General features: G+C 61.7%; 12 protein-coding genes. 7 read left to right on the top strand and 5 right to left on the bottom strand.

The window, feature by feature from the left end; genetic code table 11:
* Window positions 1-11: 11 nt before the first annotated feature.
* Entirely contained in the window at window positions 12-1,301 is a 1,290-nt protein-coding gene (locus tag NX84_RS11040) for an MFS transporter (protein ID WP_039676551.1), read from the bottom strand.
* Window positions 1,302-1,486: 185 nt separating this feature from the next.
* Here NX84_RS11040 and NX84_RS11035 point away from each other — a divergent pair, with 185 nt between their 5' ends.
* Window positions 1,487-2,191, top strand: coding sequence for a response regulator transcription factor (locus tag NX84_RS11035; RefSeq protein WP_039676550.1), 705 nt, complete (start codon window positions 1,487-1,489; stop codon window positions 2,189-2,191).
* A 12-nt stretch (window positions 2,192-2,203) separates the two neighbouring features.
* A complete protein-coding gene (locus NX84_RS11030) occupies window positions 2,204-3,649 on the top strand; it encodes a sensor histidine kinase (RefSeq protein WP_039676548.1) in 1,446 nt (481 codons plus the stop codon).
* Here NX84_RS11030 and NX84_RS11025 read toward each other — a convergent pair.
* A complete protein-coding gene (locus NX84_RS11025) occupies window positions 3,646-4,071 on the bottom strand; it encodes an HIT family protein (protein WP_039676546.1) in 426 nt (141 codons plus the stop codon). The two genes, NX84_RS11030 and NX84_RS11025, sit on opposite strands and share 4 nt — an antisense overlap.
* A 34-nt stretch (window positions 4,072-4,105) precedes the next feature.
* Between NX84_RS11025 and purD the strand changes: the two genes are divergently transcribed.
* Entirely contained in the window at window positions 4,106-5,380 is a 1,275-nt protein-coding gene (gene purD, locus NX84_RS11020; RefSeq protein ID WP_039676664.1) for a phosphoribosylamine--glycine ligase, read from the top strand.
* A gap of 19 nt (window positions 5,381-5,399) precedes the next feature.
* A complete protein-coding gene (purB, locus tag NX84_RS11015) occupies window positions 5,400-6,839 on the top strand; it encodes an adenylosuccinate lyase (RefSeq protein ID WP_039676544.1) in 1,440 nt (479 codons plus the stop codon).
* Between the two features lie 165 nt (window positions 6,840-7,004).
* On the opposite strand, the gene NX84_RS11010 is transcribed toward purB, so the two are convergent.
* Window positions 7,005-8,285, bottom strand: a complete 1,281-nt coding sequence (locus NX84_RS11010) for a S1 domain-containing protein (RefSeq protein ID WP_039676542.1) — start codon at window positions 8,283-8,285, stop codon at window positions 7,005-7,007.
* A complete protein-coding gene (locus tag NX84_RS11005; protein WP_039676540.1) occupies window positions 8,285-9,100 on the bottom strand; it encodes a hypothetical protein in 816 nt (271 codons plus the stop codon). Before NX84_RS11005 ends, NX84_RS11010 begins: the two co-directional genes overlap by 1 nt.
* Before the next feature lie 66 nt (window positions 9,101-9,166).
* Between NX84_RS11005 and NX84_RS11000 the strand changes: the two genes are divergently transcribed.
* Genes NX84_RS11000 through NX84_RS10990 form a run of 3 tightly spaced genes read left to right on the top strand, consistent with a single transcriptional unit; the run spans window position 9,167 to window position 12,883 of the window.
* Window positions 9,167-10,024 (top strand): phosphoribosylaminoimidazolesuccinocarboxamide synthase, encoded by an 858-nt coding sequence (locus NX84_RS11000; protein ID WP_039676538.1) that lies wholly within the window; start codon window positions 9,167-9,169, stop codon window positions 10,022-10,024.
* Between the two features lie 9 nt (window positions 10,025-10,033).
* Window positions 10,034-12,142 (top strand): S9 family peptidase, encoded by a 2,109-nt coding sequence (locus tag NX84_RS10995; protein ID WP_039676536.1) that lies wholly within the window; start codon window positions 10,034-10,036, stop codon window positions 12,140-12,142.
* 54 nt (window positions 12,143-12,196) lie between these two features.
* Window positions 12,197-12,883 carry a DUF2334 domain-containing protein gene (locus NX84_RS10990; protein ID WP_039676535.1) on the top strand — a complete coding sequence of 229 codons (687 nt, stop codon included), beginning with the start codon at window positions 12,197-12,199 and terminating at the stop codon, window positions 12,881-12,883.
* Window positions 12,884-13,315: 432 nt separating this feature from the next.
* On the opposite strand, the gene NX84_RS10985 is transcribed toward NX84_RS10990, so the two are convergent.
* A complete protein-coding gene (locus NX84_RS10985) occupies window positions 13,316-13,732 on the bottom strand; it encodes a hypothetical protein (RefSeq protein ID WP_039676534.1) in 417 nt (138 codons plus the stop codon).
* Between the last annotated feature and the right edge of the window lie 158 nt (window positions 13,733-13,890).

The following is a 13,890-nucleotide window of genomic DNA, read 5'->3' as shown; positions in this document are numbered from 1 at the left end:
GTGTGAGAGCGTTAAGCCTTGGCGGGGTCCTTGACGGGGATAAGGACGAGCGCTCCTAGAAGAAGGACCAGGCCGATGGCGAGCACGCCACCGCGGTCACCTTGCCCCATGAGGGAGACAAAGACACCGAACAGGAAAGGCGTTAGCCACGAGACTGCGCGTCCCGTCGTGGCGTAGAGCCCGAACATTTCACCCTCGCGGCCCGGCGGGGCAACGCGCGCCAAGAAGCCGCGCGCGGAGGCCTGGGCTGGCCCCACGCAGAGGCAGAGGATCAGCCCGCAGATCCAGAAGGCCGTCGGTCCTTGCGCGACGTACATCACGCCGGCCATGGCGGTGAGAATCGCCAGGCAGGTGAGGATAATGGCTTTGGGGCCGACGTGGTCGTCGATAAGCCCGCCCGCCACCGCGCCTAGTGCGGCCGCAACGTTGGCGGCGACGCCGAACATGAGGACGTCGCCAGGCGAAAGCCCATAGACCGAGACTCCCAGCACCGCACCGAAACTAAACACCGCCGACAAACCATCGCGAAAGATGGCGGAGGCAAAAAGGAAGGCAAAGGCGTTGCGATCCTCCGACCACAGCGAGCGCAACGTCCGCCAGAGCTCGCGGTAGGACGCCGCCACGCCACCGGTGGTGTCACCCGACGGGGCAATCTCAGGCACCCGGAGCAACACCGGAATGGCGCTTAAGCCAAACCACAGCGCCGCCAACAGCGCAACCAGCCGGATATTCCAGCCGCCCTCGGTACTCAGTCCCAGCGCGCCGCCCTCGCCCGCCACAAAACCGAAGTAACAGATGAGCAGCAGCACAATGCCACCGAAATAACCCGCGGACCAGCCCAAGCCGGACACACGCCCCACCTTGTCCTCCGTGGCCACCTGGTTGAGCTGGGCGAAGTAATTGACCTCCGCGAACTGGATAGTCACGCTGCCGACCGCCAAGCCGGCAAGGCCGAGCCAGAAGTACAGTGGTGCATCGTTGCGGATGAAGAACAAGCTGGCCATGACGAGAAACGTCAGCAGCGACCAGAAACCTAAGGCCCGGCGCCGCGTGCCCAATCGGTCCGAGCGCTGGCCCATAATCGGGGTCACGGCGAAGATGACAAGGCCCGCGACAGCCATGGACCAGGACAACCACTGCGCCGGGGTGAACTGGGAGTCGATCTGCTGGCCCACCGAATCGGTGAGATAGACCGAGAAAATGAACGTCACCAGCACCGCGTTGAAGGCGGCGGAACCCCAATCCCACAGGGCCCAGGCAGCCACGGTGAGGCGGTCGGTGCGTTGGGAAACGTGTGTCATGGTTCGTTATTTTAGGCAAACATCCAGCCGTCTTTCGGTTCACAGCGCACGCACAGACTCCGCTCAGTACCCTGGGAAGGCGCAATGCCATACTCATTTCTTTGAATGAGATACCTGAACAAAGGCTGCGCCCCAAGTGCCCCGTCGTGGCATCGAGCTCAGCGGAGAAAGGATTAAGCGGGACCATGGATGATTCCAAGGACATCAAGGTACTCGTCGTCGATGACGAGCCGAATATCGTTGAGCTGCTCACCGTTTCCCTGAAATTCCAGGGCTTTGACGTTCACAGCGCTAACTCCGGCAACGAGGCCCTGCGTATTGCTCGCGAGATTAACCCGGATGCCTACATCATGGACGTCATGATGCCCGGCATGGACGGCTTCGAACTGCTGGGCAAGCTGCGCAGCGAAGGCCTCGACGGACCCGTGCTGTACCTGACTGCCAAGGACTCCGTCGACCAGCGCATCCACGGCCTTACCATTGGTGCCGATGACTACGTGACCAAGCCCTTCAGCTTGGAAGAGGTCATTACCCGTCTGCGCGTCATCCTGCGCCGTGGCAACGCCACGGAAGACCAGGATGGCGGCGCCACCATGTCCTATGCTGACCTCACTCTCAACGATGACACCCATGAGGTCACCAAGGGCGGCGAGATCGTTGAGCTTTCGCCCACCGAATTCAATCTCCTGCGCTACCTCATGCAGAACCGCGAGGTGGTGCTGTCCAAGTCGAAAATTCTGGACAACGTGTGGCACTACGACTTCGGCGGCGACGGCAACGTCGTGGAGTCCTACATCTCCTACCTGCGTCGCAAGATCGACACCGGCGATACCCCGCTGATCCACACCGTGCGCGGCGTGGGTTACGTTCTGCGCATGCCCCGCTCGTAGGCTGAAGAGAGCATGAGCGATACCACCAACAATCAGGCCTCGGATTCCGGGGTCACTCGTGTGAGCGAGAAGACCCAGCGCCGCCGCATCCAGCGCCCCAAAGCCTTGCCGCTACGCACGTGGCTGCTCGTGCTCATGGTGCTCGTCTCGGGCATCGGTTTGGCGATGTCCTCGCTGGCGGTCTCGTCGATTATGCGCAACGTGCTCTATACCCGCGTGGACACAGAGCTGAACGACGCCCTCCATTCCTGGGCCAGCAACCTCGACGAAACCTTCTACACCCAGGACCGCAGCCGCCGTCCACCGACGGATTACGTGGCGATTGCCTATTACCCCAACGGATCCGTGGTCTCCACAGGCCCTATGGCCGCCATCCCCGATGTCCGGGATGTCTACGTCGGCGGCGAACCGATGAGCGTTGCCTCGACGGAGGGCGACACCGAGTGGCGCGCGGTGGCCGCAGTAAAACCCGATGGTTCCGTGGTGGTCGTGGCCAAGGACATGACCACAGAGAACTCTATTCTCAAAGGCCTGGCCATCGTGCAGGTCATTATCGCCGCGGTGGTCATGCTCATCATCGCCATCGTGGGCATGTGGTTCATCCATAGGGCCTTGCGGCCGTTGCGGGTGGTGGAGAAGACGGCGTCGCAAATCGCGGCCGGAAACTTAGACAAACGCGTGCCGGAATGGCCGCTGCATACCGAGGTGGGGCAGCTTGCCGCAGCGCTCAACGTCATGCTGGGCCGGCTGCAGAATTCCGTGGTCGACGCGCAGGAGAAGGAGCAGCAGATGCGCCGCTTCGTTGGCGATGCGTCCCACGAGCTGCGCACTCCGTTGACCAGTTTGCGCGGTTATACCGAGCTGTATCGCTCGGGTGCGACGCAGGATGCGGAGTTTGTGTTCAGCAAGATTGACGCTGAGTCGAAGCGCATGTCTCTGCTGGTGGAAGACCTACTGTCCCTGACCCGTGCGGAGGGCAACCGCCTAGATATGCGCCAGGTGGACATGCTGGAGCTGGTGCTTTCGGTAGGCTCTTCGGCGCGCGCGGCATTTGCCGGCCGCACCATCAACGTCAACAATGAGGCCACTGATATCCCCATTGTGGACGGCGATCCGGACCGCCTCCACCAGGTGCTGCTCAACCTCGTGTCCAACGGTATTCGCCACGGCGGCGAGGATGCGTCCGTCACGCTCACTCTCCGGGACGATGAGGAGCACGTGCTTATCGACGTCTCCGATGACGGCAAAGGCATCTCTCCCGAGGATGCCTCCCACATTTTCGAGCGCTTCTACCGCGCGGATACCTCGCGTACTCGAGATACTGGTGGCTCGGGCTTGGGCCTGGCGATCGTGAAGTCATTGGTGGAGCAGCACGGCGGCTCGATCTCTGTGGAATCTGAGCTGGGCCGCGGCTCCGTCTTTACTGTGTGCCTGCCGAAGGCCGAGCAGGCAGACTAGCTGCGCTTGCCTTCCTCGTCGGTGCCGAGGTGCTGGCGGATACGCGCGGCGGCCTCGTCCATAGCGGCGGGGTCGGTGGCGTCAGCGGCGAAGGCCTTGGTGAAGTCGTAGTCCTCCATCTTCTCCGCAGGGAAGAGATGGATGTGGGTATGCGGAACGTCGAAGCCTGCAATGATGTAGCCAGCGCGTGGGGTGTCGAAGGCGGTGCTGATAGCGCCGCCGATTTCCTGTGCGATGGCGTTGAGGTGTGCCCAGGTCTCAGGATCCAGATCAGTCCACTTGTCAACCTCCTGCACCGGAACCACGAGGGTATGGCCGTAGCGCAGCGGTTCGATGGACAAAAAGGCGACGCACTTCTCGTCGCGGTACACAAAGCGAGCGGGCAGCTCACCGTTGATGATCTTAGTAAATACAGAAGACATGGCCCCTAGGCTACCGCCAGTTAAGATGGACGGCATGCGCATACTCGTAATTGGCTCGGGCGGCCGCGAACACGCCCTGCTCACCGGCCTCAAGGCTGATCCTTTTGTGACCGATCTGCACATCGCTCCGGGCTCCCCGGCGCATGCGCAGCAGGCCACGGTCCACCCGGAGTACTCCCAGGTGGATGACCCTGCCCGCATGGTGGAGCTCGCACTTGATATCGCTGCGGACCTTGTCGTCATTGGACCGGAGGTCCCGCTGGTCAACGGTGTGGCTGATGCCTTGCGGGAACGTGGGGTGGCGGTGTTTGGGCCGTCGGCAAGCGCGGCTCAGATTGAGGGATCCAAGGCCTTCGCCAAAGACGTCATGGCGGCAGCCGGTGTGCGCACTGCTCGTGCGGAACAACTCGCGCCGGGCGTCGCGGAGGCCGACATTGAAGCGGCCCTCGACCGTTTTGGCCCGCACTTTGTGGTCAAGGATGATGGCCTCGCCGGCGGCAAGGGAGTGGTGGTGACCGAATCCCGCGAGGAGGCCCGCGCACACGTCGACGCCGTCCATGCGGCCAGCAACCCGGTGCTGCTGGAGTCTTTCCTGGATGGCCCGGAGGTCTCCCTCTTCTGCCTCGTCGATGGCGAAACCGTCGTTCCGCTGCTGCCGGCCCAGGACCACAAGCGCGCCTACGACAACGACGAGGGCCCCAATACCGGCGGTATGGGCGCCTACACCCCACTGCCGTGGCTGCCGGAGGATAGCGTGCAGCGCATCGTCGACGAGGTCTGTGTCCCCGTCGCCCGCGAGATGGTTCGCCGCGGCACCCCATATTCGGGTCTGCTTTACGCCGGCTTGGCATGGGGAATGGAAGGCCCGGCCGTTGTCGAGTTCAACGCTCGTTTCGGTGACCCGGAAACTCAAGCGGTCCTGTCCCTGCTGAAGTCTCCACTCGGAGAGGTCTTGAACGCCACCGCCACCGGTCAGTTGGCGGACCTTGCCCCTCTGGAGTGGGAGGATGGCTACGCCGTGACCGTGGTGCTCGCAGCTGAGGGCTACCCGGCGTCCCCGCGCAAGGGCGATGTCATTACCTCCCCGGACCTTGAAGACCCCACGAAGATCTTGCATGCGGGCACGGCGACGTCGGAAAGCGGCGTGGTCTCTAACGGTGGACGTGTCCTCAACGTCCTGGGCAAGGGCGCCACGCTGGAGGAGGCTCGCGCTTACGCTTACGACGTCATCCGCCGCATTGAGTTGGACGGTAGCTTCTTCCGCACCGACATCGCTGCCCGCGCGGCGAAGGGTGAAATTAGTATCTAGTGCCCCGCGGCGTGGAATAATGAGCGACGTGGCTGAAAAGAAGAACATTTCCAACGTCCTGTCCGCTCGATACGCCTCCCCCGAGATGGCTGAAATCTGGTCTCCGGAGAACAAGATCATCCTGGAGCGCCAGCTCTGGATTGCGGTGATGAAGGCGCAAAAGGACCTCGGCGTCGACGTGCCCGCCGAGGCCATCGCCGCCTACGAGACGCAGGTCGATAACGTCAACCTCGCGTCCATCGCGGAGCGCGAGCGCATTACGCGCCACGACGTTAAGGCACGCATCGAGGAGTTCAATGCCCTGGCCGGCTTTGAGCACATCCATAAGGGAATGACCTCGCGTGACCTCACCGAAAACGTCGAGCAGCTGCAGATTCTGCGCTCCCTGGAGCTAGTGCGTGATAAGGCTATTGCGGTGGTCTCGCGCATCGGTGAGCGCGCCGCGCAATACCAGACGCTGGTGATGGCTGGCCGCTCGCACAACGTGGCAGCGCAGGCCACGACCTTGGGCAAGCGCTTCGCTTCTGCCGCTGATGAGATGCTGCTCGGCATCGAGCGCGTCGAGTCTTTGCTCAGCCGTTACCCACTGCGCGGCATCAAGGGACCGATGGGCACCTCCCAGGACATGCTGGATCTTATGGGCGGCTCCGAGGACAAGCTTGCTGCACTGGAGACGCGTATTGCGGACCACCTTGGTTTCTCCCGTGTCTTTAACTCGGTGGGCCAGGTCTACCCGCGCTCGCTCGACTTTGACGCTGTCTCCGCATTGGTGGAGCTGGGCGCTGCACCGTCCTCCTTGGCCACGACGATTCGCCTCATGGCCGGCAACGAGACGGTGACGGAGGGCTTCAAGGAGGGGCAAGTGGGCTCCTCCGCCATGCCGCACAAGATGAATGCTCGTTCCTGCGAGCGCGTCGGTGGCTTCCAGGTCATTCTGCGCGGCTACCTCACCATGGTGGCGGACTTGTCCGGCCAGCAGTGGAACGAAGGTGACGTCTTCTGCTCCGTGGTGCGCCGTGTTGCGCTTCCCGATGCCTTCTTCGCCCTCGACGGCATGTTTGAAACCTTCCTCACTGTGTTGGCTGAGTTTGGCGCCTTCCCGGCCATGATTGACCGCGAGCTGGAGCGCTACCTGCCCTTCCTCGCCACGACCCGCATCCTTATGGCGGCCGTGCGCGCGGGCGTGGGCCGCGAAACCGCGCACGAGGTTATTAAGGAAAACGCCGTCGCTGTCGCGCTTAACATGCGCGAGAACGGCGGTGAGCAGGACCTAGTGGAGCGCCTCGCTGCGGATGAGCGCCTCCCGCTCGACGCCGCCGCGCTTGCCGACGCCCTCTCCGACAAGCACGCCTTCATCGGCGCCGCCGAGTCCCAAGTGGCCCAGGTGCTTGGACGTATCAAGGCCCTCGCGGACCAGCACCCGCATGCTGCGTCCTACACCCCGGGCGACATCCTCTAGCTTCCCACCCTTGGCGGTACGTTTTCGCAGACAAGCCCTCTCAAACGTGGGTTTTCAGGGCGCTATTTACGAAAACGTACCGCGCTGGCCCGGTCCATGTACGTTTCGATCAAATAAGGTTGCCCAGATCGAATTTTCTGGCCCTTATTTGATCGAAACGACCATCTAGTCACTTTCTGCTTTATCCGGCGCGTTGTCTGCGCCCTTCGTCGCGGCCTCGAGGGCGCTGCGGGTTGTGCCCCAGGCTTGCCGGGCGCGGTTGGCTACGGTTTCGCGGGCTTCTAAGGTGCGCTGCTGCGCAACACCAGCGGCCTCGCGGGCCATGTTGGTGCTGGAGGCAGTCAGCTCGCGGAAGGCATCGATGTGGCGGACGGGCTCTAAGTTCTCCGTTCCTTCGACGGCCAGGTTAGCTGCATCGGCGAAGTCACGCAGCTGGGCAAAGAAGCGGTTGACCTCCTGCACGGCGCGGGGAGAGTTCCAATCGATGGCCTTGCGGAACGTCGAGAAGCTGCCCAGCTCATGCGCCATGCGGGCAATCCCCGACAGGTTTTCCAACAACCGCGCCGCGCGCTTCTCACGTGCCCTGCCTACAGCCGCGACGTAGTCCGCAGACACGTCGCCCTCCACGGCAGTGACGCGGTTGAGTTGCAGTATGTACAGCTGGTTCTGCAGCTGCACGGTGCGGGCTAGTTCGTAAAGCCAGAAGCGAGCCTCAGCGTTGGTCTTTTGAAAGGTCTCCTTGACCTTACCGGGCGAGGTTTTGGATTGCGCCATCCGCTCGGCCACTGCGGTGAGGTGCCGCAAAACTCGGCCTTGCAGTTTGGCCAGGTCGGCGTTGAGGTGCTGGACGGTGGCCCACTGCGTATCGGTAACCTTTTCAGTGCCCTCGAGGACGAGAGCGGCCTCAGCCAGCGTTTCCGCAACCCCGTCAAGTTCTCCCGCCAGCGTGTCCTGCTGGAAGCGCAGCACCGCATCGAGCTTCGCATCGATGCGCTCTAAGTAAGTCTGCATCTGCGCCATCTGCTTCTCGACGGCCATCTGCTGCATCATCGACGCCAACACCATCGGTGCTGCGGGCGTGAGCAACCCGGCTTTGTCAAACTTCACGTGCTTAAGAAGCGCGCCGCCGTTGGCAGATTTCGCCCCGCGTGGGGTGTCTTTCACGCGGATGACACCAGCCCGAATATCGCCCGGCTTCATTCCCATGCGCTTGAGATACGCAGCCGATTCGGCGTCGAGCTTGAGCCACCGTCCCGATTCTTTCTGATAGTCCTCGATACCAGTGAGTACCTGGCCGGCGCGCTGGAGGAGCTGGGGAGTGATGGGAGAGGAGTCAGTGCTATCAGAAAAGCGCTCGAGTTCAGCTGCGGGGCCGAGGACGAGGGCACCGTCGTCGCTTAGGACGACTGCCAGCTCGTCAGAACGTGGCTCCTCTGCCTCTGCCATTAGCCAAGCCCCGGGACGCGCAGCACCGGCAGCTCAAAGCCGCCGAAGGCACCGATCGACTTACCGTTGGAGGCCAGGTAGCCGCCAACCATAATCGCGGTGAGCGCCACCATCACGCCAATGACCGCAGCGCCCGTAGACGAGCTCTTCTCCTGCGTGGTCTCGCCCGGAATTGTCAGCTCCGGAACTTCCTGAATGCCCTCTTCCGCGCCGCGTTCGCGTAGCTCAGAAACGCACTCTTCGAAGGCCTGTGACTGGGCCGCGTTGAAGGCGTCGACGGCTTCTTTCTCCTGTGCCTGGTTTTCCGCCAGGGCGGTGCGAAGCTTAGGGCTGAAATCGCTACCCGTTGACAGTAGGGGCGCCGGGCCCTTCTCAGCGCGGGCGGCTGCTGCGTTGATGGAATACTCGGCGTCCTCAGGCAGCAACACCGACTCGTCTGCGACCAGCGCCTCTGGGGCAGAAGCACCAACCAAGATGATGAGCATGTCTGCGCCGGTGTAGCCGGCCCTGCCCAGCGCCGCCACCGTCGCTGTATAACCCGGCGCTTTGCGCACGTCCCGCGAGGTGTACGCCGAGAAGTCCAGCTTCGGGAACTGTGCCTGAACCTGCTCTGAGGTCGCACGGATGGTGTTGATGTAGCCTTCGCGGACGTCGCGAGCCAGCTCGCGATCCGACGCCGACGCCGACATTGAGCACAGCCACTGGCCGTGCGCGGACTCGCGCACGGAGACGTCGGCTGCGTGCGCAGCGGGCACAGACAGGGCGCCGCACACCAGCGCAGCAGAGGTCACAAGAGAGGTCACGCGAGTGCGCATGATGGTCTAACTCCTCGGGATAGGGACGTATCTTGATGCAGTGTAGACGGGGCTAGGATGGTTGTCATGCGTCCAGAACTTTCTTCCTACACCCACATTGCCTCCGGCAAGGTGCGCGATATTTACGATATCGACGACAACACCCTGCTCATGGTGGCCTCCGACCGCATCTCCGCCTATGACCATGCGCTGGAACCGGCCATTCCGGACAAGGGGCGCGTGCTTACGGCGACCTCGATGTTTTTCTTCGACGCCATCGATTTCCCCAACCACCTCGCCGGCCCACTCGATGATGAGCGCATCCCCGAAGAAGTCCTCGGCCGCGCCATGGTGGTGCAGAAGCTCGACATGTTGCCCTTCGAGTGCGTCGCCCGCGGCTACCTCACCGGCTCCGGACTCAAGGAATACCAGGCATCCGGCAGCGTATGCGGCGTCGAGCTGCCCGAGGGGCTCACCGAGGCTTCCCGCCTGCCCGAGCCCATCTTCACCCCGGCCACCAAGGCGGAGCAGGGCGACCACGATGAGAACGTGTCCTTCGACGTAGTCGTGGACAAGCTCGGCCGCGAACGCGCCGAAGAGCTGCGCGAGGCGACCCTGCGCATCTATGCCACAGCAGCCGCGTTGGCGGAGGAGAAGAGCATTATTTTGGCGGATACGAAGTTCGAGTTTGGCGTCGATAAGCACGGCACCTTGGTCTTGGCCGATGAGGTCCTCACCCCGGACTCCTCGCGCTACTGGCCGGCCGATACCTATGAGGAAGGCAAAGCCCAGCCCTCCTTTGACAAGCAGTACGTGCGCGATTGGCTGACCAACTCCGGCTGGGACAAGGAGTCCACGCCGCCGCGCTTGCCAGACGACGTTGTCCAGGCCACCCGCGCGCGCTACGTTGAGGCCTTTGAGCGCCTGTCCGGAACCACCTTTTAAGGAGGCTGAATGAACGCACCGATTGCTGCTAAGCGCCCCATCACGCGAGAGTTCCACGGCCGCAGCTTTGTTGATAACTACGAGTGGCTGCGCGCGAAAGACGCCCCGGAAACCCGCGAGTACCTTGAGGCCGAAAACGCCTACACCAAGGAGCGCACCGCGCACCTGGAGACCCTGACGGAGAACATCTTCACCGAGGTCAAGTCCCGCATTAAGCAGACGGACATGTCCGTGCCCCAGCGCCGCGGCAAGTACTGGTACTACGGCCGTACCGAGGAGGGGCAGGAGTACGGCTACAGCTGCCGCATCCCGGTCTCGGAAGGCTCCGATCCGTGGACCCCGCCGACCATCCCGGAGACAGGGGCGCCGGAAGGGGAGCAGGTGCTTCTCGACGTCAACGCGCTCGCCGAAGGCCACGACTTCTTCGCCTTGGGCGCGTCCACGGTGAGCGATTCCGGAGACTTGCTGGCCTATTCCGTGGACGTGGCCGGTGATGAGCGCTTTGAGCTCTTCATCAAGGATCTGCGTACCGGTGAGCTGTTGGAGGATCGTCTGGAAGGCATCTTCTACGGCGCGATGTGGGTAGGGGAGGAGTTCATCTTCTACACCACCGTGGATGACGCCTGGCGCCCGGATACTGTGTGGCGCCACCGCGTGGGCACCCCGCAGTCGGAGGATGTCGTGGTAATGCGCGAGGAGGACTCGCGCTTCGGCATCGGAGTAGGTACGACCCGCAGCGAGAAGTACATCGTGATTGTCTCCGGCTCAAAGACGACGAATGAGGCGTGGGTACTTGAGCAATCTACCCCGGAGGGTGATTTCCGTTGTCTGTGGGAGCGCGAGACCGGCGTGGACTACGACGTTGACCACGCGATTGTGGACGGCACTGACTACTGGGTTGTCACGCACAACGCCACGGGTCCCAACTTTGCCTTGGGGTATTGCGCGGTTGCTGATGAGCTTCCAGCCTTGCGCGACCTCACTGTCCTCATGCCGCACGATGACTCCGTGCGCATCGAGGGCGTGGATTGCTACCGCGACCAGATCGTCGTGGGCTATCGCCGCGGCGGTATTGGCCGTGCGGCGGTGATGGACGTGCGGGAGGGGTGGACGCCCTTAAGCGAGCTTCACTTCAACGAGGAGCTCTACACCGTCGGTGTGGCTGGCAACCCAGAGTGGGATGCACCGGTGCTGCGCGTGAGCTACACCTCCTTCATCCAGCCAGCCCAGCTCTTTGATTACCGCGTGGCCACCGGGGAGTACACGCTGCTGAAGGAACAGGAAGTCCCTGGCGGCTATGACAAAGATGAGTACGTGGCCTATCGTGTCTGGTCTGAAGCGCCTGACGGGACGAAGGTGCCGGTGTCCATCGTGCACCGCGCGGACCTCGACCGCACGCAGCCGAACCCGACGCTGCTCTACGGCTACGGCTCCTATGAGGCGAACATGGACCCGTATTTCTCGGTCTTCCGTTTGTCTCTCATGGACCGCGGCATGATTTTTGCCATGGCGCACGTTCGCGGTGGCGGCGAGATGGGCCGTAACTGGTACGACGACGGCAAGATGCTGGCCAAGAAAAACACGTTTACTGACTTCATCGCGGTGGCCGATGACCTCATCGCGCGCCGCGTGACCACGCCGGACACCTTGGTGGCTGAGGGCGGCTCCGCCGGTGGCCTGCTCATGGGCGCGGTGGCGAACATGGCACCAGATCGGTTTAAGGCCATCGAGGCCAACGTGCCCTTCGTGGATCCGCTGACCTCCATTCTCATGCCGGAGCTGCCGCTTACGGTGGTGGAGTGGGAAGAATGGGGTGACCCCTTCCACGACCCTGAGGTCTACGACTACATGGCGTCCTACTCGCCGTACGAGAACATTCAGGCGCAGGACTACCCAAACATTCTCGCGCTGACCTCGCTTAATGACACCCGCGTGCTCTACGTGGAGCCGGCGAAGTGGGTCGCCAAGCTGCGCGACGTCGCCACCGGCGGCGAGTTCCTCCTCAAGACCGAGATGGCCGCCGGCCACGGTGGTGTGTCGGGCCGCTATGCCAAGTGGAAGCAGAGCGCGTTTGAGTATGCGTGGCTGATTAACCAAGCTACGGGGGCGGAGGCTTAAGCTTCACCCCCGCTCGGCGCGCGGCGGCGCGGTGGCTGTGCGATAATTTTCCTTATGCATGGCCACCTTTTGGTTTCGATTTCCAGTATTTTTGATGACACCCGAAGCCAGGCCTCCAGTCTGCTCACGCAGCTCGATAAAGCCGATATTCCTGTTTCGTTGCTGGTGGCGCCGCACATTGACGGCAACTGGCACCTCGCTAAGGATGCGGTGACACAGTCTTGGCTGCGGGAGCAAGCTGAATCGGGCCGCGTGCTGATTCTCAATGGCTTTGACCAGGCGGTCCAAGGGCGTCGCGCGGAGTTTGCCAACCTGGATGCGCATGAGGCGCGCCTGCGCCTGAAGGGCGCGACCCGGCAGATGGCAAAGATCGGCTTTGAGCCCACTATCTTTGCGCCGCCGCGCTGGCGCATGTCGGAAGGCACGCTCACCGTCCTTCCCGAGTTTAACTTCGACTTCGCCGCCTCCACCCGAGGTATCCATGACCTCCGCTCTGGCGAGCTCCACCAAGCCCGTAACCTGTCTTTTGGTGAGGGCTTTGGTTCGGCGAAGTGGTGGCGCCGCAACATCATTCGCGCTGCAGAGCGCTCCGCTGAGCGCGGAAATACCGTGCGCTTGTCTATTTCTGGCCGCAACCTTGATGACCGCAAGGTTGTCTCCGATTTCCTCAAGGCCGCCGAGCGTGCCGTCGCTGCGGGTGCCCGCCCCGCCGACTATTCCGTCTTTATGCACGCCGAATAGCCCACCAACCTCTTTTCTTTTCTAGCGCGTACTCGGTACTACATGGGGGTGTTGGAGACGCCACGACTCGGTGGTGTTGCGCCAACTTTTACTTGGAAAAGCCAGTTCTTGTGGCTAGCTTCAAACAGATCATCGCGATGTGCATTGAAGGTGATGGGGTCTTTACGCGTTTACAGCCAACTGCCCGCGCAAACACATGCAGATAAGCGTTTGGTGCTCTTGGGACAGAGGTTTAAAAGCGTTCATTTGCTTGAAAATGCTGTTTTGCTGAGGTCATTAAATGCGCCAGCTTCTCATACGGGCGTGTACGAAGGTATGGTTCCCTCTCTAACTAGGCGTGGTTCATTGAAAAGCGTGTGCCCCGAGGAGTTTTCCCTGGGGGCACACGCGTGTTTCTCTTAGCTCTTTAGAACCAAGGAAGTTAGGGCCAATCTACTTCACAACAATCTTTACCATTACCGGCTCGTCATTGACAGTTACTTCCTGGCTACCCTCGAGCGCTCGCGCGGAGGAAAGGCTGGAAAGCCCCGAACAAGATGCGTTGATGGTATGCGAACCAGGTTCCAACGCGTAGAAGTACACGCCATTGGCATTAGTCGTGTGTACCTTTTCCTGCGAAAGACCAATAAGTTTACATTCGCCTGCCGGGTTACCACTGGAGGTTACAACTTGAATCGTTGATTCTCCTGCATTGGGCTCGGTCTGCCCATCATTAGGAAGGCCTTGGTTGTCACTGATTGCAACAACTAGGGAAATAATGCCCAGAACGGTACCAATGAGTCCCAGAAGATTACTGGGGTTATTAATGAGAGCTTGAACCTGAGCTGGAACCGGGATCTGTGGTCGCATTGTTTCGGATCTCCTTAATGTCATTGAAGGTATTTAGCATGTTTGGGCTGATACGTAGGGCACTGTTTTCAGGACAGCCAAGCTGACTGATGCCGTGCGTGTGAATGCCGATAGCAGTATTTTTGTGGTGTCGACGGGAGAACCGCTTTGTCCGCCCG

It is taken from the genome of Corynebacterium minutissimum (genome assembly GCF_000805675.1).
In the GTDB taxonomy this organism is placed as follows: domain Bacteria; phylum Actinomycetota; class Actinomycetes; order Mycobacteriales; family Mycobacteriaceae; genus Corynebacterium; species Corynebacterium minutissimum.
The sequence above is the reverse complement of the archived record's forward strand: the minus strand, read 5'-3'. Positions and strand labels throughout refer to the sequence as shown.

Coding starts and splice junctions, on each gene's coding strand:
- NX84_RS11040 (WP_039676551.1), bottom strand. CDS start 1,301: ATGACACACGTTTCCCAACGCACCGACCGCCTCACCGTGGCTGCCTGG.
- NX84_RS11035 (WP_039676550.1), top strand. CDS start 1,487: ATGGATGATTCCAAGGACATCAAGGTACTCGTCGTCGATGACGAGCCG.
- NX84_RS11030 (WP_039676548.1), top strand. CDS start 2,204: ATGAGCGATACCACCAACAATCAGGCCTCGGATTCCGGGGTCACTCGT.
- NX84_RS11025 (WP_039676546.1), bottom strand. CDS start 4,071: ATGTCTTCTGTATTTACTAAGATCATCAACGGTGAGCTGCCCGCTCGC.
- purD (WP_039676664.1), top strand. CDS start 4,106: ATGCGCATACTCGTAATTGGCTCGGGCGGCCGCGAACACGCCCTGCTC.
- purB (WP_039676544.1), top strand. CDS start 5,400: ATGAGCGACGTGGCTGAAAAGAAGAACATTTCCAACGTCCTGTCCGCT.
- NX84_RS11010 (WP_039676542.1), bottom strand. CDS start 8,285: ATGGCAGAGGCAGAGGAGCCACGTTCTGACGAGCTGGCAGTCGTCCTA.
- NX84_RS11005 (WP_039676540.1), bottom strand. CDS start 9,100: ATGCGCACTCGCGTGACCTCTCTTGTGACCTCTGCTGCGCTGGTGTGC.
- NX84_RS11000 (WP_039676538.1), top strand. CDS start 9,167: ATGCGTCCAGAACTTTCTTCCTACACCCACATTGCCTCCGGCAAGGTG.
- NX84_RS10995 (WP_039676536.1), top strand. CDS start 10,034: ATGAACGCACCGATTGCTGCTAAGCGCCCCATCACGCGAGAGTTCCAC.
- NX84_RS10990 (WP_039676535.1), top strand. CDS start 12,197: ATGCATGGCCACCTTTTGGTTTCGATTTCCAGTATTTTTGATGACACC.
- NX84_RS10985 (WP_039676534.1), bottom strand. CDS start 13,732: ATGCGACCACAGATCCCGGTTCCAGCTCAGGTTCAAGCTCTCATTAAT.